Source organism: Pseudomonas sp. NPDC087598 (genome assembly GCF_044743525.1).
In the GTDB taxonomy this organism is placed as follows: domain Bacteria; phylum Pseudomonadota; class Gammaproteobacteria; order Pseudomonadales; family Pseudomonadaceae; genus Aquipseudomonas.
The window spans coordinates 87,826-107,882 of the sequence record NZ_JBIUWQ010000013.1; the positions used below are offsets into that span (position 1 = coordinate 87,826).

Annotated in this window: 20 protein-coding genes; 10 read left to right on the plus strand and 10 right to left on the minus strand. The window is 59.2% G+C overall.

Annotated elements, in window-relative coordinates; genetic code table 11:
• Positions 1–87 precede the first annotated feature (87 nt).
• Entirely contained in the window at positions 88–2,409 is a 2,322-nt protein-coding gene (locus ACIOWE_RS10145; RefSeq protein WP_401390491.1) for a response regulator, read from the plus strand.
• Here the strand turns inward: ACIOWE_RS10145 and ACIOWE_RS10150 are convergent.
• From ACIOWE_RS10150 to msrB, 3 genes are all read right to left on the minus strand, one after another.
• A complete protein-coding gene (locus ACIOWE_RS10150) occupies positions 2,393–2,854 on the minus strand; it encodes a MarR family winged helix-turn-helix transcriptional regulator (protein ID WP_103304755.1) in 462 nt (153 codons plus the stop codon). The genes ACIOWE_RS10145 and ACIOWE_RS10150 overlap by 17 nt on opposite strands.
• Positions 2,851–3,336 (minus strand): glutathione peroxidase, encoded by a 486-nt coding sequence (locus tag ACIOWE_RS10155; protein ID WP_201237363.1) that lies wholly within the window; start codon positions 3,334–3,336, stop codon positions 2,851–2,853. The genes ACIOWE_RS10150 and ACIOWE_RS10155 overlap by 4 nt, the downstream gene beginning before the upstream one ends.
• A gap of 169 nt (positions 3,337–3,505) precedes the next feature.
• Positions 3,506–3,901, minus strand: a complete 396-nt coding sequence (msrB, locus tag ACIOWE_RS10160) for a peptide-methionine (R)-S-oxide reductase MsrB (RefSeq protein ID WP_201237362.1) — start codon at positions 3,899–3,901, stop codon at positions 3,506–3,508.
• A 223-nt stretch (positions 3,902–4,124) separates the two neighbouring features.
• Between msrB and ACIOWE_RS10165 the strand changes: the two genes are divergently transcribed.
• Both ACIOWE_RS10165 and htpX read left to right on the plus strand, forming a co-directional pair.
• Entirely contained in the window at positions 4,125–5,336 is a 1,212-nt protein-coding gene (locus ACIOWE_RS10165) for a pyridoxal phosphate-dependent aminotransferase (RefSeq protein WP_103304753.1), read from the plus strand.
• A gap of 304 nt (positions 5,337–5,640) precedes the next feature.
• On the plus strand, positions 5,641–6,528 hold the full coding sequence (htpX, locus tag ACIOWE_RS10170) for a protease HtpX (protein ID WP_007908619.1): 888 nt from the start codon (positions 5,641–5,643) through the stop codon (positions 6,526–6,528).
• A gap of 200 nt (positions 6,529–6,728) precedes the next feature.
• Here the strand turns inward: htpX and ACIOWE_RS10175 are convergent, their stop codons facing one another.
• Positions 6,729–7,385 (minus strand): thiopurine S-methyltransferase, encoded by a 657-nt coding sequence (locus tag ACIOWE_RS10175; protein WP_401390496.1) that lies wholly within the window; start codon positions 7,383–7,385, stop codon positions 6,729–6,731.
• Positions 7,386–7,487: 102 nt separating this feature from the next.
• Between ACIOWE_RS10175 and ACIOWE_RS10180 the strand changes: the two genes are divergently transcribed.
• On the plus strand, positions 7,488–8,255 hold the full coding sequence (locus ACIOWE_RS10180; RefSeq protein WP_401390499.1) for a DODA-type extradiol aromatic ring-opening family dioxygenase: 768 nt from the start codon (positions 7,488–7,490) through the stop codon (positions 8,253–8,255).
• 117 nt (positions 8,256–8,372) lie between these two features.
• Here ACIOWE_RS10180 and ACIOWE_RS10185 read toward each other — a convergent pair whose 3' ends face one another.
• Positions 8,373–10,046 carry a DEAD/DEAH box helicase gene (locus ACIOWE_RS10185; RefSeq protein ID WP_201237358.1) on the minus strand — a complete coding sequence of 558 codons (1,674 nt, stop codon included), beginning with the start codon at positions 10,044–10,046 and terminating at the stop codon, positions 8,373–8,375.
• Positions 10,047–10,469: 423 nt separating this feature from the next.
• On the opposite strand from ACIOWE_RS10185, the gene ACIOWE_RS10190 reads away from it, so the two are divergent.
• Positions 10,470–11,261 carry a crotonase/enoyl-CoA hydratase family protein gene (locus tag ACIOWE_RS10190; protein WP_401390502.1) on the plus strand — a complete coding sequence of 264 codons (792 nt, stop codon included), beginning with the start codon at positions 10,470–10,472 and terminating at the stop codon, positions 11,259–11,261.
• Between the two features lie 107 nt (positions 11,262–11,368).
• Here ACIOWE_RS10190 and ACIOWE_RS10195 read toward each other — a convergent pair whose 3' ends face one another.
• A complete protein-coding gene (locus ACIOWE_RS10195; protein WP_401390505.1) occupies positions 11,369–12,124 on the minus strand; it encodes a spermidine synthase in 756 nt (251 codons plus the stop codon).
• A gap of 151 nt (positions 12,125–12,275) precedes the next feature.
• Here ACIOWE_RS10195 and ACIOWE_RS10200 point away from each other — a divergent pair, with 151 nt between their 5' ends.
• The gene (locus ACIOWE_RS10200) at positions 12,276–13,622 is read left to right on the plus strand and encodes a class II 3-deoxy-7-phosphoheptulonate synthase (RefSeq protein WP_401390508.1); all 1,347 of its coding nucleotides are present in this window, start codon (positions 12,276–12,278) and stop codon (positions 13,620–13,622) included.
• A 132-nt stretch (positions 13,623–13,754) separates the two neighbouring features.
• Here ACIOWE_RS10200 and ACIOWE_RS10205 read toward each other — a convergent pair whose 3' ends face one another.
• Both ACIOWE_RS10205 and ACIOWE_RS10210 read right to left on the minus strand, forming a co-directional pair.
• Positions 13,755–14,981, minus strand: a complete 1,227-nt coding sequence (locus tag ACIOWE_RS10205) for a winged helix-turn-helix domain-containing protein (RefSeq protein ID WP_401390511.1) — start codon at positions 14,979–14,981, stop codon at positions 13,755–13,757.
• A 64-nt stretch (positions 14,982–15,045) separates the two neighbouring features.
• The gene (locus tag ACIOWE_RS10210; protein ID WP_401390514.1) at positions 15,046–15,267 is read right to left on the minus strand and encodes a DUF1127 domain-containing protein; all 222 of its coding nucleotides are present in this window, start codon (positions 15,265–15,267) and stop codon (positions 15,046–15,048) included.
• Between the two features lie 97 nt (positions 15,268–15,364).
• On the opposite strand from ACIOWE_RS10210, the gene ACIOWE_RS10215 reads away from it, so the two are divergent.
• The gene (locus ACIOWE_RS10215) at positions 15,365–16,219 is read left to right on the plus strand and encodes a LysR substrate-binding domain-containing protein (protein ID WP_401390550.1); all 855 of its coding nucleotides are present in this window, start codon (positions 15,365–15,367) and stop codon (positions 16,217–16,219) included.
• Here the strand turns inward: ACIOWE_RS10215 and ACIOWE_RS10220 are convergent.
• On the minus strand, positions 16,209–16,958 hold the full coding sequence (locus ACIOWE_RS10220; RefSeq protein WP_401390517.1) for a sulfite exporter TauE/SafE family protein: 750 nt from the start codon (positions 16,956–16,958) through the stop codon (positions 16,209–16,211). The genes ACIOWE_RS10215 and ACIOWE_RS10220 overlap by 11 nt on opposite strands.
• A gap of 110 nt (positions 16,959–17,068) precedes the next feature.
• On the opposite strand from ACIOWE_RS10220, the gene ACIOWE_RS10225 reads away from it, so the two are divergent.
• The 3 genes from ACIOWE_RS10225 to ACIOWE_RS10235 all read left to right on the plus strand — a co-directional run bounded on the left by ACIOWE_RS10225 (position 17,069) and on the right by ACIOWE_RS10235 (position 19,333).
• The gene (locus tag ACIOWE_RS10225) at positions 17,069–18,025 is read left to right on the plus strand and encodes a LysR family transcriptional regulator (protein WP_401390520.1); all 957 of its coding nucleotides are present in this window, start codon (positions 17,069–17,071) and stop codon (positions 18,023–18,025) included.
• Between the two features lie 73 nt (positions 18,026–18,098).
• Complete coding sequence (locus tag ACIOWE_RS10230) at positions 18,099–18,554, plus strand: MarR family winged helix-turn-helix transcriptional regulator (RefSeq protein ID WP_401390553.1); 456 nt, start codon at positions 18,099–18,101, stop codon at positions 18,552–18,554.
• 359 nt (positions 18,555–18,913) lie between these two features.
• Positions 18,914–19,333, plus strand: coding sequence for an organic hydroperoxide resistance protein (locus tag ACIOWE_RS10235; RefSeq protein ID WP_007964807.1), 420 nt, complete (start codon positions 18,914–18,916; stop codon positions 19,331–19,333).
• Between the two features lie 189 nt (positions 19,334–19,522).
• Here the strand turns inward: ACIOWE_RS10235 and ACIOWE_RS10240 are convergent, their stop codons facing one another.
• Positions 19,523–20,032, minus strand: coding sequence for an elongation factor P (locus tag ACIOWE_RS10240; protein ID WP_401390556.1), 510 nt, complete (start codon positions 20,030–20,032; stop codon positions 19,523–19,525).
• Positions 20,033–20,057: the final 25 nt, after the last annotated feature.

Sequence of the window (20,057 nt, forward strand, 5' to 3'; positions counted from 1 at the left end):
GTTACAAGGCGATTCGGGAACCTCGGTATCGACACATGATCGACTATGCTTGAGCAGCGAAGGGAAACGGAAGTGGTTCAACACCCCATGGATATCAAATTCACCCACCGGCTGTCGTACAAGCAAGCCAGGCTTACTGTGCTGGTCGGGTTCATTCTGGGCACGCTGCTCAGCCTGCTGCAAATCGGCATCGATTATGCCAGTGAAGACGCCTCCATCAACCGTGAAATCCTGTCTTTGCTGGAAATAAGCCATAACCCGGCGTCACGCATTGCCTACAACATCGATGCCGAACTGGCTCAGGAACTGACATTGGGCCTGTTACGCTCTCCGGCGATCATTTCTGCGCAACTGACCGACAACAACAATACCGTGCTGGCCAGCGTCAAACGCCCCGAGCTGCAAAGCGGCTATCGGTTGATCAGCGACTTTTTGTTCGGCGCCAAGCGCCAATTCGAAGATCGCCTGTATCTGGACCATCTGCCCAATGAATCCTTGGGGGTCCTGAGCCTTGAGGTTGACACCTATGCGTTCGGCAGCCGTTTCCTGCGTCGGGCCGAAGTCACCCTGCTCAACGGCTTCGCCCGCAGCTTGATCCTGACCGGCATCCTGTTGGCGCTGTTCTACGTAATGCTGACCAAACCGCTGGTACGGGTGATCCGCGAACTCAGCGGGCGCGATCCGCGCAGCGCCGAACCGACCACACTGGAATGCCCGACCGGCCACGCCAATGATGAAATCGGCGTACTGGTCAAAGTCGCCAATCAGCAATTCGAAAACATCGCCACCGAGATCCAGCAGCGACGCAATGCCGAAAACCGTCTGACCGACTACCTCGGCCAACTGGAAAATATCGTTTCGGCGCGAACCGCTGAACTCAAGGCGATCAACGCCCGGCTCAGCCAATCCAATCAGGAACTCGAAGTCGCCCGCAGCACCGCGCTGGAGATGGCTGAAGCCCGCTCGGCATTTCTCGCCAACATGAGCCACGAGATCCGCACGCCACTCAACGGTCTGCTGGGGATGATCGCGCTGTCGCTCGACGGACCGTTGAATGCCGAACAGCAGCAACAACTGTCGATCGCCCACGACTCAGGCAAAGTGCTGGTGGAGTTGCTCAACGATATTCTCGATCTGTCGAAGTTCGATGCCGGGCAACTGGAGCTTGAACACATTCCATTCGATCTCGGCTCATTGATTGAAGACACCGCCAACCTGCTGTCGCAGAACGCGGCGCCCAGCGTCGAGTTGACTTGCCTGATCGATCCGCATTTTCCGGCACTGGTGCTGGGCGATCCGACCCGGGTTCGGCAGATCGTCAGCAACCTGCTGTCCAACGCACTGAAATTCACCCGCTTCGGCCGGGTGGATGTGCGCTTGTCGACCTACAAGGATGGCGTGCGAATCGAAGTCTGCGACACCGGTATCGGCATCGCGCAGGACGCACAGGTGAAAATCTTCCAGCCGTTCACCCAGGCAGGCGCCGGCATCACTCGCCAGTACGGCGGGACCGGGCTGGGACTGGCGCTGACCTACAACCTTTGCGAAGCGATGCAGGGGCGCCTGAGCATCAGCTCCGAGACCGGTTTCGGCAGCCAGTTCTGCGCCGAACTGCCACTGCCCTGTCATACCCGCGCTCTGCCGCTAGCGCCGCTACGTGGCAAAGTTCTCGCCATCACCGCAGCCAGCAGCGGTCTGGCAGAGTTGCTCCGCAGCTTGCTGCCGGTCTGGGGACTTGAATACGAACAACGCACGATCGACGACTCGCTGCTGGGGCTGACGCCTGATGTGCTGATCACAGACTGTCCGGAATGCCTGTTCGGGCTGCGTCCGTCCCTCACCGCGCCCATTCTGCTGGTGACCGCCTATGGCAGTTTCCTGCCCAGCGAAGAAGCGGCGGCCCTCGCCCCTTTGCAGCAGCAGGCACGCCCCTTGGCACGCAACGCGCTGTACCAGAACCTGCGACGGACCCTGCATCCCGAGGTCGCCACCATCAACGATACGCAGCTTGAAACCACGCCATTGGTGCGCCGCGGGAAAGTGCTGCTGGTCGAGGACAACCCGGTCAATCAACTGGTGGCCAAAGGCATGCTCGGCAAACTCGGCTGTGATGTCGTCGTCGCCGCCCATGGCGCCGAAGCCCTGGATCAACTGGAGTATCACGAGTTCGACCTGGTGTTGATGGACTGCAATATGCCGGTGATGGACGGCTACGAAGCGAGCCGGCAGATTCGCCAGAGCGGACGCTGGCCAAATCTGCCGATCGTTGCCCTGACCGCCAACGCCATGTCCGAAGAACGTGAACGCTGCCGGGCGGCGGGCATGAGCGACTATCTGGCCAAGCCGTTCCGCCGTGAAGAGCTGGCAGCCCTGCTGGATCAGTGGATTCCGACTACGAGAGTGCTTTGATCTGCCCGAGTAACTGATCGAGACCGTCACGCAATGCATTGAGCTGATCCAGGTCTACCCCACTGTCGCAAAGCAATCGCGCCTTTAGCGGTCCGACCTGCTCGCGAAGTGCCAGCCCAGCAGGAGTCAGGCTCAGATGCACTTCACGCTCATCACGGGCCGAACGCTGACGCTGAACCAGTTGCAACTGCTCCAGACGCTTGAGCAACGGCGTCAGCGTGCCGGAATCCAGCGCCAGACGCTCACCCAAAGCCTTGACCGTCGGTTGCTCAGGCGCGCTGTCCTGCCATTCCCACAACACCAGCATTGCCAGGTATTGCGGGTACGTCAGGCCGAGCTGATCGAGCATCGGCTTGTAACCACGAATCACCGCCCGCGAGGCGGCGTACAACTTGAAGCACAACTGACTGTCGAGCTTCAGCGAATCAACCGACAGTTTATTCATTTGAGCAGAGCTTCGATCTCGCGGCTCAGATCCTGCGGCTTGGTAGCGGGGGCGAAGCGCTTGACCAACTGACCATCCTTGCCGATCAGGAACTTGGTGAAATTCCATTTAATGCCTTGCGAGCCGAGCAGGCCCGGAGCGCGCTTTTTCAGTTGTACGAACAGCGGATGGGCGCCAGAACCGTTGACTTCGATTTTCTTGAACAGCGGGAAGCTGACACCGAAATTCAGTTCGCAGAATTCACTGATCGCGCCCTCGTTGCCCGGCTCTTGCTTGCCGAACTGGTTGCACGGAAAGCCGAGCACCACCAGGCCTTGATCCTTGTAGGTCTGCCACAACTCTTCCAGACCTTTGTATTGCGGAGTGAACCCGCACTTGCTGGCGGTATTGACCACCAGCACGGCTTTACCGGCGAAGTCGGCGAGGGTCTTTTGCTCGCCCTTGATGGTGGTGCAAGGGATATTCAGCAGGTTGTCGCTCATTGTCGGCACTCTGAAATCAGGAAGAAGGCGCAAACATAGCGAGCAATTGAATTGTGTGCAATTTAATAATCAGGATCAAACCCCGCGCAGGAGCTGCCGAAGGCTGCGATTTTTTGACGTTCAAGATCAAAAGATCGCAGCCTTCGGCAGCTCCTACAATGGAAACGCGTTACGAGCGCGGTTCGAGGTTCAGGCACACCGAGTTGATGCAGTAGCGCAAACCGGTCGGCGGCGGGCCATCCGGGAACACGTGTCCCAAATGTGCGTCGCAGCGGGCGCATTTCACTTCGGTACGGATCATGCCGTGGCTGATGTCGCGGATTTCCGTCATGGCACTTTCGCCAATCGGCGCGTAGAAGCTCGGCCAGCCGCAGCCGGAATCGAATTTGGTCTTGGAATCGAACAGCGCTTCGTTGCAGCAGACGCAGTGATAGACACCGTCGGTCTTGGTGTCGTTGTATTTGCCGGAGAACGGTCGCTCGGTGGCGCTCAGACGGCACACGTTGTACTGCTCGGGGTCGAGCATGGCTTTCCATTCTTCCAGGGTTTTTTCCAACTTTTCCATCATCACACCTCAGCGGCTGAAAAAGCCCGATCTGTACCTTTTCCACGGATCGGGCGGCACGTATGATTGCGCCTCGTCACGCGCCAGTCTGGCAGCCAGACCGGGCGCATTCAAACGGATTCTCGGCGCCATGGCGCAAGACTTCGCCTGTGTGAAGACGCAGGAATCCCAGTACGGTTGTCCATCCGCCGCCTGGATCGTTCATTTTCGGGATCACATCGCCATGCAGTTCAGCAAATCGAACAAGCTCGCCAACGTCTGCTACGACATTCGCGGCCCGGTGCTCAAGCACGCCAAACGTCTGGAGGAGGAAGGTCAGCGCATCCTCAAGCTGAACATCGGCAACCCCGCGCCGTTTGGTTTCGAAGCGCCGGACGAAATCCTTCAGGATGTGATCCGCAACCTGCCGACCGCGCAAGGTTACAGCGACTCCAAAGGCCTGTTCAGCGCGCGTAAAGCGGTGATGCAGTACTACCAGCAAAAAAATGTTGAAGGTGTCGGCATCGAAGACATCTACCTGGGCAACGGCGTGTCCGAGCTGATCGTGATGTCGCTGCAGGCCCTGCTCAACAACGGTGACGAAGTGCTGGTGCCGGCACCGGACTATCCGCTGTGGACAGCTGCCGTGAGCCTGGCCGGTGGTAACGCCGTGCACTACCTGTGCGACGAAGGCGCCGACTGGTTCCCTGACCTGGCCGACATCAAGGCCAAGATCACCCCGAATACCAAGGCGATGGTGATCATCAACCCGAACAACCCGACCGGTGCGGTGTATTCGAAGGAAGTGTTGCTGGGCATGCTGGAACTGGCCCGCCAGCACAATCTGGTGGTGTTCTCCGACGAGATCTACGACAAGATCCTGTACGACGACGCCGTGCATATCTGCACCGCTTCGCTGGCCCCGGACCTGCTGTGCCTGACTTTCAACGGCCTGTCGAAGTCCTATCGCGTGGCCGGTTTCCGCTCCGGCTGGATCGCCATCTCCGGACCGAAACACAATGCCCAGAGCTACATCGAAGGCATCGACATGCTGGCCAACATGCGTCTGTGTGCCAACGTGCCGAGCCAGCATGCGATCCAGACCGCACTGGGCGGCTATCAGAGCATCAACGATCTGGTGTTGCCGCAGGGCCGCCTGCTGGAACAGCGCAACCGCACCTGGGAGTTGCTCAACGACATTCCGGGCGTGAGCTGCGTCAAGCCAATGGGCGCGCTGTACGCGTTCCCTAAAATCGACCCCAAGGTCTGCCCGATCCACAACGACGAGAAATTCGTCCTCGACCTGCTGCTCTCCGAGAAGCTGCTGGTAGTGCAAGGCACCGCGTTCAACTGGCCGTGGCCGGACCACTTCCGCGTCGTCACCCTGCCCCGCGTCGATGACCTGGAAATGGCTATCGGTCGAATCGGCAACTTCCTCAAGTCCTACCGCCAGTAACTGGCCATCAGTGCGCAACGGCTCGAACGTTGCGCACTGTCTGATTCAGCAACAATTCTGCGTTCCTCGCTTACGTGCGCCTTCTACACTTGCGATTCGTACCCGTCACCCGCGTCTGACGCAATGGCGACGGGTCGCGGCTGTGCGTCGTCCGTATCGGAGTCTGTCGTGGGAAATGGGTCGTGCGCCGCGGAATCCGCTGTAGGACACAGTTTGAAATAGTCACTCGGTTGAATAGCCCGGTGCAGCACCTTATATACCCCGCAGTACGCTACATCTTTAGCTTGAGGAGATTTCTACAACCATGATGCGCATCCTGCTGTTTTTGGCCACTAACCTGGCGGTCGTGCTGATAGCCAGCATCACCCTGAGCCTGTTCGGCTTCAACGGGTTCATGGCGGCCAACGGGGTTGATCTCGACCTCAGTCAGCTGCTGGTTTTCTGTGCGGTCTTTGGTTTCGCCGGTTCGCTGTTCTCGCTGTTCATCTCCAAGTGGATGGCGAAGATGAGCACCGGCACCCAGATCATCAGCCAGCCACGTACCCGGCATGAGCAATGGCTGCTGCAAACTGTCGAGCAACTGTCCCGCGAAGCCGGGATCAAGATGCCCGAAGTCGGTATTTTCCCGGCCTACGAAGCAAACGCCTTCGCGACCGGCTGGAACAAGAACGACGCACTGGTCGCGGTCAGCCAGGGCCTGCTCGAGCGCTTCTCGCCGGACGAAGTGAAAGCCGTGCTGGCCCACGAAATCGGTCACGTGGCCAACGGTGACATGGTCACTCTGGCGCTGATCCAGGGTGTGGTAAATACCTTCGTGATGTTCTTTGCACGGATCATCGGCAACTTCGTCGACAAGGTGATCTTCAAGAATGAAGAAGGTCAGGGCATTGCCTACTACGTGGCAACCATCTTCGCTGAACTGGTCTTGGGCATCCTGGCCAGCGCGATCGTCATGTGGTTCTCGCGCAAACGCGAATTCCGCGCCGACGAAGCCGGTGCTCGACTGGCCGGGACCAGCGCAATGATTGGCGCTCTGCAACGTCTGCGTGCCGAACAGGGCCTGCCGGTGCACATGCCGGACACGCTGAACGCGTTTGGCATCAACGGTGGCATCAAACAGGGCTTCGCCCGCATGTTCATGAGCCACCCACCGCTGGAAGAGCGTATTGACGCCTTGCGTCGTCGCGGTTGATTCAACCGATGTAACAACGAAAAAGGCCCGCAGTGACGCGGGCCTTTTTTGTTGCCTTAAAGAGTGGGCTGTTCTTGCTGGCCTCATCGCGAGCAGGCTCACTCCTACAGGGTTCTGTGGCGCTCACGCAATCTACGATTCAGCACAAAGCAATGTAGGAGCGAGCCTGCTCGCGAAGAGGCCGCCACAGACAATTAAATTTATCTGGAAGAAACCCGGTAAACCCGCTCCTCCAGCCGCGTCACACCCGCCTGCAAGAACTTCCAGCTCTCACCCAGCACATCCTGCTGGTCCAGCTTCTCGATCTGCCAGTCATTCCCAAGCAAGCGCTGTACCTCGGCATCCGGCACGGCAAACGGTGGCCCGGGCATCTGCGCCTGATCGTAATCCAGTGTGATCAGCAAGCCCTGCGAGCCCTTCGGCAAGATACTCAGCAAATGCGCCGCGTATTGCTCACGCATCGCTGGTGGCAGCGCGATCAACGCGGCGCGGTCGTACAGCGCGGTGCAATCAGCGACATCGTCGGCCTTTAACGCAAAGACATCACCGCACCACACCTCGATAGCTCCCGCGCGATAGACCTTGAACGCGCCTTCTTTGCTGACTTCCGGCTGCAAATGCTGCTCGCCAAAAAAATCCTCGACAGCCTTTTCCGACAATTCGATGCCCAGCACCTGATGGCCCTGCCCGGCCAGCCACAGCAAATCCAGACTTTTCCCACACAACGGCACCAGCACGCGAGCCTGCGCAGGAATGGCCAGAGCGGGCCAGTGCCGCTGCAAATACGCGTTGACCTCGGGTTGGTGAAAGCCGATCTGGTTCGATTCCCACTTCTTGTGCCAAAACTCAGGCTGCATGTATCACTCCCAAAAAATCGATCAAAAAGCGTTAAAACTTATATTAGATTTAGATCAATGATCTGACTGAAGATGGGCCATCTTACCGCTCAGGAACCCATCATGTTTCCCAGCCTGTTTATTTCTCATGGTTCACCCATGCTTGCACTGGAACCCGGCGCCAGCGGCCCGGCATTGGCGCGACTGGCTGCCGAACTGCCGAGGCCGAAAGCCATAGTGATTGTCTCCGCACACTGGGAGAGTCACGAACTGTTGATCAGCAGCCATCCGCAACCCGAGACCTGGCACGATTTCGGCGGTTTTCCCCGCGCCCTGTTCGAAGTGCAGTACCCGGCGCCGGGTGATCCACAACTGGCTGCTGAAGTCGCCGATTTACTGACCGCCAGCAACTTGCCCGCGCGTCTTGATCCGCAACGACCGTTCGATCACGGCGTGTGGGTGCCGTTGTCACTGATGTACCCGCAGGCGGATATACCGGTGGTACAGGTTTCACTGCCGAGCCGCAGCGGCCCGGCACTGCAAACCCGGGTTGGCCGTGCGTTGGCAGGCCTGCGCGAACGAGGGATTTTGCTGATCGGTTCCGGCAGCATCACCCATAACCTGCGCGAGCTGGACTGGCACGCCGGTCCGGAGAGCGTCGAGCCGTGGGCGCGGGACTTCCGTGACTGGGTGATCGAGAAGCTCGCGGCCGATGACGAAGCGGCCTTGCACGATTACCGTCAGCAAGCACCGAGCGCGGTGCGCAGCCACCCGAGTGACGAGCATTTGTTGCCGTTGTATTTTGCGCGGGGTGCCGGGGGTGAGTTCAGCGTCGCGCACAAGGGATTCACGATGGGTGCCTTAGGGATGGATATCTATCGCTTCGGCTGACGTCATCGCTGGCAAGCCAGCCCCCACTGGGATTTGCGTGAATCCAAAAAGCAGGCAAAAAAAATCCCCGAACCAGTCGGGGATTTTTTATGTTCGATCAATCAGCCCAGGGGCGGATCAATCTTCGCGATAGCGACGCAGCTTCAACTGCTTGCCAGCAACGCGAGTGTCCTTCAGCTTGGTCAGGAGTTTGTCCAGACCATCTTCCGGCAGCTCGACGAGGCTGAAGCTGTCACGCACCTGGATGCGACCGATCGCTTCACGGGCCAGACCGCCTTCGTTGAGGATGGCGCCCAGCAGGTTTTTCGCGGCGATACCGTCACGCGCACCCAGCGCGGTACGGCAACGAGCACGGCCTTCGCCCAAAGGCATTGGCGCGCGACGCTCGCGATCACCACGATCAGGACGATCACCGGAACGCTCAGGACGGTCGCCACGCGGTGCGTTGTTCGGCACCAGTGGACGTTCCTTCTCGATCGCTGCCAGGTTCAGCGCTTGACCGTTGGTAGCCTTGCGCAGCAGCGCAGCAGCCAGAGCACGCGGCGAGCAGCCGATGTCAGCGGTCAGACGATCCAGCAGTTCACCGTGAGTCGATTCGGCATCAGCGACCAGCGGCGACAGGCTGTTGGTCAGTTTCTTGATGCGCGCATCGAGAACGGCTTGAGCGTCCGGCAGGCGAACTTCAGCAACCTTCTGACCGGTTACACGCTCGATCACTTGCAGCATGCGGCGCTCACGCGGAGTCACCAGCAGCAGCGCACGGCCTTCGCGACCGGCACGGCCAGTACGGCCGATACGGTGCACGTAGGACTCAGGATCGTACGGCATGTCCACGTTGAATACGTGAGTGATACGCGGAACGTCCAGACCACGAGCAGCTACGTCGGTCGCCACAACGATGTCCAGACGGCCATCTTTCAGCGAGTCGATCACGCGCTCACGCTGGTTCTGGGCGATGTCACCGTTCAGCGCAGCGGCTTTGTAGCCTTTGGCGTCGAGGGCACTGGCCAGATCCAGGGTCGCTTGCTTGGTGCGCACGAACATGATCAGCGCGTCGAAGTCTTCCACTTCCAGCAAGCTGAGAACGGCAGAGGTCTTCTGGTCAGCGTGAACCAACAGGTGAGCCTGTTCGATCGCGGTAACAGTCTGGGTCTTGGTCTGGATCTTCACGTGCTGCGGATCGCGCAGGTGGCGTTCGGCAATGGCACGGATCGACTGCGGCAGGGTCGCCGAGAACAGAACGGTCTGACGGGTCGATGGCAGAGCCTTGAAGATGACTTCCAGGTCATCCATGAAGCCCAGCTTCAGCATTTCGTCAGCTTCGTCGAGAACCAGGTGGTTCACAGTCGACAGGACTTTTTCGTCGCGACGCAGGTGGTCACACAGACGACCCGGAGTAGCGACAACGATCTGTGCGCCATTACGGATCGCTTTCAATTGTGGGCCCATCGGCGCGCCGCCGTAGACAGCCACAACAGTTACGCCCGGCATTTGCTTGGCGTAGGTTTCAAAAGCGGTTGCTACTTGCAGCGCCAACTCTCGGGTTGGCGCCAGGATCAGGGCTTGCGGTTCGCGCTTGGCAGGATCGATGCGGTGCAGAATAGGCAGAGCGAACGCGGCGGTTTTACCAGTACCGGTTTGCGCCTGGCCAATCATGTCCTGGCCGGCCATGATGATCGGGATCGATTGCTGCTGAATCGCCGAAGGCTCTTCGTAGCCGGTCGCTGCGACGGCTGCAAGAATATTCGGGTTAAGATTAAAAGCGGCGAATCCGCCGGTTTCCTGGGTCATGGGTCTGCCTCTAAGTGCATCCGCAAAGACCCATGCTCCAAAGCTGCGCATGCCGTGTTGAGACTCAAGAGTCGCCCTGGCAGCTTTGTCGGCGGGGATTTGCGAAAACGTATGAATGAAAAAGAGAATCGTCAAGGAAGAGCCCGCAGGGCGGACGTGCAGCCGAAGCTGACTTCGGGGAATTGCGCTACCTAAACGCGGCCCGGTTAAAGGCCGGCGCGCACTATACCGGATTTTGCCCGAAATGGGAGCTTTTTTTATTGCCTGAATGCGTGTGTCACCGCTGTGTAACGGGGTTTTGCGGATAATCACGCAAAGGGCTATTTTTCAAAGGCCCGGCCCTGCGGGCGATGACGCTTAAACGATTCACCGATGTGCGGCATACCGCTGCTGCCCCCGCCCTTCCCGCCCGAGGATTTATCCATGAGTCAGCCCTGCCCCGGCCGCGTCAGCCGTGAACGTCGTGGTCATGTCCATCTGATCGGCCTGGACCGAGCGGCCAAACGCAATGCTTTCGACCTCGATCTGCTCAATGACCTGAGCCTGGCCTATGGCGAGTTCGAGGCCGACAGCGAGGCGCGGGTAGCCGTAGTGTTCGGGCATGGCGAGCACTTTACCGCTGGTCTGGATCTGGTGAATGCCAGCTCCGCACCGGCCCAAGGCTGGCAAGTTCCGACCGGCGGTTGCGATCCGTGGGGCGTTTTCGTCGGGCCACGGGTGAGCAAACCGGTGATTGTCGCGGCGCAGGGTTACTGCCTGACCATCGGCATCGAGCTGATGCTGGCCGCGGATATCAACCTTTGCGCCAGCAACACTCGCTTCGCGCAAATGGAAGTACAGCGTGGGATCTTTCCTTTTGGTGGCGCGACTTTGCGCTTTCATCAGGTGGCGGGTTGGGGCAATGCGATGCGCTGGCTGCTGACCGGCGATGAGTTCGATGCGCACGATGCGTTGCGACTGGGCCTGGTACAGGAGGTGATGGCCAGCGAAGACCTGTTGCCACGGGCCATCGAATTGGCCGAGCGGATTGCGCGGCAGGCACCGCTGGGTGTACAGGCAACGTTGATGTCGGCGCGGCAGGCGCGTTATGAAGGCGAGACGACGGCAGCTCAGGCGTTGCCGGCGCTGGTGAAGAAGTTGCTGGGCAGTGAGGATGCCAAGGAGGGAGTACGGTCGCTGGTGGAGCGGCGACCTGGAGTCTTCAAAGGGATCTGAAATATTCGCTGTTTATCAGGCCCTCTTCGCGAGCAGGCTCGCTCCCACAGGGGAATGCATCCCAAAGTGGGAGCGAGCCTGCTCGCGAAGAGGCCATCATTGACGACTCAAGTGGCCGGGCGAATCGCCTTGATCAACGACTCCAGCGAATAACCCAACTGCGGCGCCAGCGCTGCGGCCCGGGCGCTCAGTGCCTGCAGATCCAGCACCTGATCGAGATCCGCCGGCACAATCAGAATCACATTGCCCTCCTTCACCGGCAGCTCCCAGTAATGCCGGTGATAGAGCCCGCGCAACAACGCCGCACCGAGCGGCTTGCCGTCATCCGTGGCCCATTGGTTGATCACCAGCCAGCCACCCGGATTCAGGCGCTTCTGACAGTCGCCGAGAAAGCTCCAGGCCAAATGACCGACACCCGGCCCGACGTCGGTATAAAGGTCGACGAAAATCAGATCCGCAGGCTCGGCAGTCGGCAACAGTTCCAGCGCATCGCCGACGCGAATGTACAAGCGCGGATCATCATCCAGGCCAAGGTATTCGATGGCCAGACGCGGTACGTCCGGGCGCAACTCGATGGCTTCAACATCCTCCAGCGGCAGGAACTTGAGGCAGGCCTGAGTCAGCGTACCGGCACCCAGCCCGAGGAACAGCGCACTCTCCGGCTGCTCATGACACAACGCACCAATCAGCATCGCCCGGGTGTAATCGTATTCCAGCCAGCTCGGGTCGGCGGTGAACACACAGCTCTGCTCGATGGCATCGCCAAACTCCAGAAAGCGATAATCGGCCACCTCCAGCACGCGAATCACGCCGAACTCATCCTGTACTTCGGCGAGCAGATGCTCGACGCGCTCCTCAGTCATTTCGTCTCCTGATGGTCACCGGGCGCGGTGACGCGATGGCACCGCTGTGGGGCCGTGGCAAAGCGGCGATTGTCGGCGAAGGAGCAGGAACAGGTCACGCACTAATTTGCTGCTACCATGGCCTTCCGTGCGTAGAACCTTAGAGAACGTGATGAGCCAACCGTGGAGCCCTGACAGCTGGCGTGCCCTGCCGATCCAGCAACAACCCCAATACCCCGACGTCGCGCACCTGCGCCAGGTCGAGCAGACGCTGGCCAGTTATCCGCCGCTGGTGTTTGCCGGCGAGGCGCGTGAACTGCGCCGTCAGTTTGCCGAAGTGACTCAGGGCCGGGCGTTCCTGTTGCAGGGCGGCGATTGCGCAGAAAGCTTCGCCGAATTCTCCGCGGCAAAGATTCGCGACACCTTTAAAGTGTTGCTGCAAATGGCGATCGTCATGACCTTCGCTGCCGGTTGCCCGGTGGTCAAGGTCGGCCGCATGGCCGGTCAGTTCGCCAAACCACGTTCCGCCAATGACGAGACCATCAACGGCGTGACCCTGCCCGCCTACCGTGGTGACATCGTCAACGGCATCGGCTTCGACGAAAAGAGCCGCGTGCCGGATCCCGAGCGCCTGCTGCAGTCCTATCACCAGTCCACCGCGACGCTGAACCTGCTGCGCGCCTTTGCCCAGGGTGGCTTTGCCGACCTGCATCAAGTGCACAAGTGGAACCTCGATTTCATCGCCAACTCGGCGCTGGCCGAGAAGTACAGCCACCTTGCTGACCGCATCGATGAAACCCTGGCATTCATGCGCGCCTGTGGCATGGACAGCTCGCCGCAACTGCGCGAAACCAGTTTCTTCACCGCCCACGAAGCGCTGCTGCTGAACTACGAAGAAGCCTTCGTGCGCCGCGACAGCCTGACCAACGATTATTACGATTGCTCGGCGCACATGCTGTGGATCGGCGACCGCACCCGTCAGCTCGACGGCGCTCACGTCGAATTCCTGCGCGGGGTCAACAACCCGATCGGCGTCAAAGTCGGCCCGAGCATGAACCCCGACGACCTGATCCGCCTGATCGACGTCCTCAACCCGAGCAACGATCCAGGCCGCCTGAACCTGATCGCTCGGATGGGCGCGAACAAGGTTGGCGATCACTTGCCAGCACTGATTCGCGCCGTGCAGCGTGAAGGCAAGCAAGTGCTGTGGAGTTCGGACCCGATGCACGGCAACACCATCAAGGCCAGCAGCGGCTACAAGACTCGCGACTTTGCGCAGATCCTCGGCGAGGTGAAGCAGTTCTTCCAGGTGCACGAGGCCGAAGGCAGTTATGCCGGCGGGATCCACATCGAAATGACCGGGCAGAATGTCACCGAATGCATTGGTGGGGCGCGGCCGATTACTGAAGATGGTTTGTCGGATCGCTATCACACCCACTGCGATCCGCGAATGAATGCCGATCAGTCGCTGGAACTGGCATTTTTGATTGCCGAGACGCTGAAGCAAGTCCGCCGCTAAGGCTGGATATGTTTATCGTCTGAACTGGCGCCATCGCTGGCAAGCCAGGCTTCCACAGGATTTGCGTCGTACACAGATTTTGTGACCGACTCGATCATTGTGGGAGCCTGGCTTGCCAGCGATGGCGTCAGATCAATCACAGCCGATCTGTGCCAATGCCACCCGCAACCGCCCCGCACTCTCGCGCTGACAATTCAGCTGCACTCGCTCAAGCCCCAACCAATCTGCCATCTGCCGCAAATTCATGGCCAACGCCAACATCCCCTGATCATCCAGCCCCGACTCCTCCTCGTGCACCGCATGCACCGCCAACCGCCCAGACGCCCGTTCGGCGCGCAAGTCGACCCGCGCCGCAATCCGCTCATTGTGCAGAAATGGCAACACGTAATAGCCGTAAACCCGCTTGTCCTGCGGCGTGTAGATTTCCAGCCGATAGCGAAAATCAAACAGCCGCTCGGTGCGGCTACGCTCCCAGATCAGCGAGTCGAACGGCGACAGCAGCGCACTGGCCGTCACCTTGCGCGGGACCTTCGGCTCCGGCAGGCAATAGGCGATTTGTCGCCAGTCGGCGACCTCGCACATCAGTAACTGTCCAGCCTCTACCAACTCGGCCAGACGCGGACGCGCGTCAGTCGGATTCAAACGAAAGTAATCGCGCAGATCCTTTTCCGTGCCAACCCCCAACGCCTCAGCCGCATGCAATAACAGTCCACGCTGCGCCTCGGCCTCATCAGGCACTGCCTGTTGCAGGATTGCGGAGGGAATCACCCGCTCCGGCAAATCATACAAACGCTCGAAACCCCGTCGCCCGGCGACGGTCACTTCACCGGCGGCAAACAACCACTCCAGCGCATGCTTTTCTGCGCTCCAGTCCCACCACTGACCGGGCTTGTCTTCGCGAGTCGACAAACTGCCCGCCCCCAACGCGCCCCGCTCTTCGACCGCAGTCAAAACCCGGCGAATGACCTCCTTCTGCTCCAGACCAAACTTCGCCAGTTGCTGATAAATGTCTCTGCCATGTCGGGCCCGCTGCATGCGCCAGCCAAGCAACGGATACATCGACAGCGGCAACAGCGATGCTTCGTGCCCCCAGTATTCAAACAACGTGCGACGACGCCCCGAACTCCAGGCAGCCTGGTCGAGCAAGTCGGAAGAATAGGCACCCAGACGGGAAAACAGCGGCAGGTAGTGCGAGCGCACCACGGCGTTGACGGAGTCGATTTGCAGCAGGCCCAGCCGTTCGATCAGCCGGTTGACGTGCGTTGCCTTGACGGTCGGCGGCTGGCGCCCGTTGAACCCTTGGGCAGCCAGTGCCAGACGTCGAGCCTGTTTGAGGGAAAAGGACAGTGTCGCGGGCATGAGCATCTCCTTGTCTGCTCGCAACCTACCTCAGTCCAGAAGGTTTTGTGTAGCGATGGCCTCATCATTTATGCATCGGATCATCCCAGAATGGCCGGATCGACTCGTGTTCGACGTCGGCACGACTGACCCCGATGTCCTTCAACGCTTCGTCGCTCAAACTGGCGAGCAACTCGCGTTCACGATGAAGTTCGTACCAGCGGCTAAACTTGTGCAGCAGGTCGGAGACCATATGGCCATGGCCGGAAAATTTTTCTTCGTCTACATACTCTCTTTGACCTTTCATCGTGTTGCCCTCCGTTTTGGATGGATCAAGTCTCGCGCCAGCGCTAAGATCAATCCAACGAATGTTTCTGATGGCATTCATCACGGAGATTCATCAATTGTCGGCCTACCCCAGTATCGATACCGATGTCCTGCGTACCTTTGTGGCGATTGCCGATCAGGGTGGTTTCACCCGCGCCGGTGAAATGGTCAACCGCACGCAATCGGCGGTCAGCATGCAGATGAAGCGTCTGGAAGAAGACGTGTTGCAACGCCAGTTGTTTGAACGTGACGGGCGTCAGGTGCGCCTGACCGCTGAAGGCCAGGTGCTGCTGGGATATGCGCGACGCATCCTCAAGCTGCACAGCGAAGTGTTCAACACCCTGCGCGAGCCACACATGGTCGGCACCGTGAAAATCGGCACGCCGGATGATTACGTGATGCGCTTTCTGCCGGGGATCCTCTCGCGATTCGCGCAGTTTTATCCGCTGATCCAGATCGAAGTGCATTGCGAGTCGACCAAACAGCTGCTGCAACGCACCGATCTGGACCTGTCGATTGTCACCCGTGAACCGGGCAACGAAATCGGCCAGTTGCTGCGCAAAGAGCGGTTTGTCTGGGCCGAGGCGCAAAATTTCAGCGCCCACGAGCAGACGCCGTTGCCCTTGGCGATGTTCAACAGTGACTGCTTCTGCCGTTTGTGGGCCTGCAATGCGCTGGACGCCATGGGCCGCGATTATCGAATCGCCTACAACAGCACCAGCCTGTCGGCACTGATGGCGGTGGTGAGCGCGGGCCTGGCGATCACCGCGCAACTGGAAAGTCTGATCACCCCGGACATGCGCATTCTCGGCGCCGAAGAGGATCTGCCGCTGCTGCCCGAGGCCAGCATCATGTTGATCCGCAACCTGAACAATCCGTCGCCGATCACCGAATGCCTGGCCGAACACATCGTCGAAGGTTTCAAACTTTAAACGCGAGCATCACCGCACACAGCACCAGAAAACCGCAGAACAGCCCACGCAGGAATTTTTCCGGCAGCGCGTGGGCGACTTTCACGCCCCAACTGATGCTGGCCAGCCCGCCAATGGCCAGCGGCAAGCCGATCATCCAGTCCACTTCCTGATGCACCGCGTACGTCACCAAGGTGACGCCGGTACTCGGCAGTGCCAGTGCCAGCGACAAGCCTTGGGCGACCACTTGCGTGGTGCCAAACAGGCTGGTCAAGACTGGCGTCGCCACCACAGCCCCACCGACACCAAAAAGGCCGCCCATGGTTCCCGAGGCCGCACCGAGAACACCCAGCCACGGCCACGAATAACGCATCTCGGAGGTTGCCGCCGGGCGTTTGCCGAACATCTTCAGCAGGTTGTACGCCGAGAGCGCCACCAGAAACGCGACAAAGCCGATGCGCATGGTTTGCGCATCGATGCCCACCGCCCAGATCGAACCGAGCCAGGCGAAACAGAAGCCCATCACCGCCAACGGCAACGCATGACGCAACTCAATGCGATTGCGTTGGTGATAGCGCCACAGCGCCAGCATCACGTTCGGCACCACCATCACCAGCGCCGTGCCTTGGGCAATCTGCTGATCGAGCCCGAACCACACGCCGAGCAGTGGAATGGCGATCAAGCCGCCACCGATGCCGAAGATGCCACCCAGTGTGCCCAGAGCGGCGCCGAACAGCAGGTACAACAAAAACTCCATCACAGCCGAATTCCTCTTACGTCAGGCGATTCATCCTACGCAGTAGAGGCTGGCGGGGAAACGCACAGCAACGCACAATGGCTTTGCCGATTTCGCACAAGCGTTGAACCGATATGAATCCCAATCAATTGACCGAACAACTCGGGCTGTTTCTTGATGTGCTGGAAAGTGGCAGTTTTTCCGCGGCGTCCCGGCGTCATCCGCTGACGCCTTCGGCGGTCGCGCGGCGCATCGACAGCCTGGAAAACGCCGTCGGCAGCCAGTTGTTCATCCGCAGTACGCACGTGGTACTTGCCACACCTGCGGGCCTGGCGTTTGCAGAGCGGGCACGGCGGATTGTCGCCGAGTTACAACTGGCCCGCGCCGAAGCGGTTTCCCTGAGCAATGCGCCGGAGGGTTTGATTCGCATCGATGCCCCGGCAGCGTTCGGACGCAGGCACCTGGCCCCGGTGATTGCCGACTTTCTGCTGTTGTATCCGGGACTGGACGTGCAGTTGCATCTGATCGACAGCTTTGTCGACATGCACGGCTCGAATCTGGGCAAAGTCGACCTGGTGCTGCGCGCCGGTCAATTGGCCGACACCCGTCTGGTTGCGACGCCACTGGCGAGCATGGTGCGCATCGCCTGCGCGAGTCCCGACTATCTCAAACAGCGCGGAATACCCGGTCATCCCGCGCAATTGAGTGAGCACGACGGTCTGGACTGGGACGGCATCGCCCCGCCCTTCGCCTGGCGTTTCGAACTGGATGGTCAAATGCAACTGCATCGTCCGGCCCGCATCCGCATGAGCGCCAATAATGCCGAGGCTCTGGTCTGCGGCGCGCTGGCGGGGCTGGGGATTGCGCATCTGCCGACGTGGCTGGCCAGCGAATATCTGCTGCGTGGCGAACTGCTGCCGCTGTTTTGCGAGAACGGTCTGCCGAAACCAGAGACCACCGGAATCTATGCGCTGAGGATGGAACAGCAGACAAATTCGCGCAGTCGCTTGCTGCTGGAATATCTGAAAACCCGCTTCAGCCCGGTTCCGCCATGGGATCTGGCATTACAACGGGACTTTGGCCGGCACTAGCCGGTTGATAATTATCTGGCGCATTAAACATTCGGGCGCTAGATTCATGCCCATCACCGATCAAGGCTTTGACATGACTTCCGAACGCGACACCTGCGATGACTTGCTCCTGGACAACCAGGCCTGCTTCGCCCTGCATTCCACTTCGCTGATGATGACCAAAGTCTACAAACCGATGCTACAAGCCATCGGTCTAACCTATCCGCAGTATTTGGCGATGATGGTGCTGTGGGAGAAAGATGGTTTGACGGTAGGAGAAATCAGCACGCGACTGCTGACGGATCCGGGCTCGCTGACGCCACTGCTCAAGCGCCTGGAAGGTGAAGGTTTGCTCAGCCGCACCCGTAGCCGCGAGGATGAGCGGGTGGTGATTGTTGAATTGACTGAACAGGGCCGCTCCTTGCGAGATAAAGCCCAAAGCATCCCGCAATGCATTCTCGGCGCCAGCGGCTTCACGATCGAGCGCCTGCAACATCTGCAATCAGAACTGCAGGCCCTGCGCAGCCATCTGCAAGACAGCCTGGTCTGAGCCCTCAATTCATATTGCACTACAAAAACCTGTGGGAGCCGGGCTTGCCCGCGATGGCGTCCTGTCAGCCGTCATAATTTCGACTGACACACCGTCATCGCGGGCAAGCCCGGCTCCCACAGAGTCCTCATCTGCTGATGAATGCTTGTCCGACTGAATTTTTTTGTAGTCAGCTTCCTTTCCATCCAACGCTCTAGATCAATACTTCCGATGCAGTAATGCACCACGCCGCGTCATGCATTTGCACTTTCTTCCAAAATTTATCTTGCGCACAATATATTGGCGAGCTACATTTATTTCGCACTTACTTAGCGCGCAAACAATTAGCGCAACACATCACGCTCGACGAGGCCCACACCATGCAAACTCTCTACACCGCAATCGCAACCTCCACTGGCGGCCGTGACGGTCGTGCGATCTCCAGCGACAATATTCTCGACGTCAAACTGGCCACCCCGAAAGAACTCGGCGGTGCTGGCGGCGCCGCGACCAACCCTGAGCAACTGTTCGCGGCTGGCTACTCGGCCTGCTTCATTGGCGCACTGAAATTCGTTGCCAGTCAGACCAAACGTAAAATCCCGGACGACGCTTCGATCACCGCACACGTCGGTATCGGCCAAATCCCTGGCGGCTTCGGTCTCGACATCGACCTGCACATCAGCCTGCCGGGTCTGGAACAGGCCGATGCACAGAGCCTGGTTGAAGCGGCGCACCAGGTTTGCCCGTACTCCAACGCCACCCGTGGCAATGTTGACGTGCGCCTGCACACCACCGTTTGAGATAAATGCAAAACCCAGTGGGAGCGAGCCTGCTCGCGAAGGCGTTCTGTCAGCCAACGCTTTATTGAATGTCACACCGCATTCGCGAGCAGGCTCGCTCCCACAGGGGATAGGTGTTAAAGGTGAAATTACAGGCACAAAAAAGCCCGACTCAATGGTCGGGCTTTTTCTTTCCGCAAAAAGCAGTGCTTATTTAGCACGGCCTTTGTAGGAACCGCCTTCGCGGGTGTCGATCTCGATCTTGTCACCGATTTCGATGAAGTCGGCAACTTGCAGCTCGGTACCGTTGCTCAGCTTGGCTGGCTTCATGACTTTGCCGGAAGTGTCGCCGCGAGCCGAACCTTCGGTGTAGTCAACTACGCGCACGATGGTGGTCGGCAGCTCTACGGAAACCAGACGCTCTTCGAAGAACACGGCTTCGCAAACGTCGGTCATGCCTTCTTCAACGAAAGGCAGAACGCTTTCGATGTCTTCGGCGTTCAGTTCGTACATGGTGTAGTCAGTGGTGTCCATGAACGTGTAGGTGTCACCGCTGATGAAGGACAGGGTGGCTTCTTTACGATCCAGGATCACGTCGTCCAGTTTGTCGTCCGCACCGTAAACGGTTTCGGTCTTGTAACCGGTCAGCAGGTTCTTCAGCTTGTTCTTCATGATCTCGCTTTTTATGGGAGTCTTTGTGTATTGATCTTTATTAACTATAGTAGTTTTGTTTTGGATTATGATT

Bases quoted from the DNA above. Each gene is read 5' to 3' on its own strand.
- msrB (WP_201237362.1), bottom strand. From the start codon at position 3,901: ATGGAAAAGTTGGAAAAAACCCTGGAAGAATGGAAAGCCATGCTCGAC.
- ACIOWE_RS10150 (WP_103304755.1), bottom strand. From the start codon at position 2,854: ATGAATAAACTGTCGGTTGATTCGCTGAAGCTCGACAGTCAGTTGTGC.
- ACIOWE_RS10200 (WP_401390508.1), top strand. From the start codon at position 12,276: ATGAGCCAACCGTGGAGCCCTGACAGCTGGCGTGCCCTGCCGATCCAG.
- ACIOWE_RS10185 (WP_201237358.1), bottom strand. From the start codon at position 10,046: ATGACCCAGGAAACCGGCGGATTCGCCGCTTTTAATCTTAACCCGAAT.
- ACIOWE_RS10205 (WP_401390511.1), bottom strand. From the start codon at position 14,981: ATGCCCGCGACACTGTCCTTTTCCCTCAAACAGGCTCGACGTCTGGCA.
- ACIOWE_RS10180 (WP_401390499.1), top strand. From the start codon at position 7,488: ATGTTTCCCAGCCTGTTTATTTCTCATGGTTCACCCATGCTTGCACTG.
- ACIOWE_RS10165 (WP_103304753.1), top strand. From the start codon at position 4,125: ATGCAGTTCAGCAAATCGAACAAGCTCGCCAACGTCTGCTACGACATT.
- ACIOWE_RS10190 (WP_401390502.1), top strand. From the start codon at position 10,470: ATGAGTCAGCCCTGCCCCGGCCGCGTCAGCCGTGAACGTCGTGGTCAT.
- ACIOWE_RS10155 (WP_201237363.1), bottom strand. From the start codon at position 3,336: ATGAGCGACAACCTGCTGAATATCCCTTGCACCACCATCAAGGGCGAG.
- htpX (WP_007908619.1), top strand. From the start codon at position 5,641: ATGATGCGCATCCTGCTGTTTTTGGCCACTAACCTGGCGGTCGTGCTG.
- ACIOWE_RS10230 (WP_401390553.1), top strand. From the start codon at position 18,099: ATGACTTCCGAACGCGACACCTGCGATGACTTGCTCCTGGACAACCAG.
- ACIOWE_RS10145 (WP_401390491.1), top strand. From the start codon at position 88: ATGGATATCAAATTCACCCACCGGCTGTCGTACAAGCAAGCCAGGCTT.
- ACIOWE_RS10225 (WP_401390520.1), top strand. From the start codon at position 17,069: ATGAATCCCAATCAATTGACCGAACAACTCGGGCTGTTTCTTGATGTG.
- ACIOWE_RS10235 (WP_007964807.1), top strand. From the start codon at position 18,914: ATGCAAACTCTCTACACCGCAATCGCAACCTCCACTGGCGGCCGTGAC.
- ACIOWE_RS10175 (WP_401390496.1), bottom strand. From the start codon at position 7,385: ATGCAGCCTGAGTTTTGGCACAAGAAGTGGGAATCGAACCAGATCGGC.
- ACIOWE_RS10210 (WP_401390514.1), bottom strand. From the start codon at position 15,267: ATGAAAGGTCAAAGAGAGTATGTAGACGAAGAAAAATTTTCCGGCCAT.
- ACIOWE_RS10195 (WP_401390505.1), bottom strand. From the start codon at position 12,124: ATGACTGAGGAGCGCGTCGAGCATCTGCTCGCCGAAGTACAGGATGAG.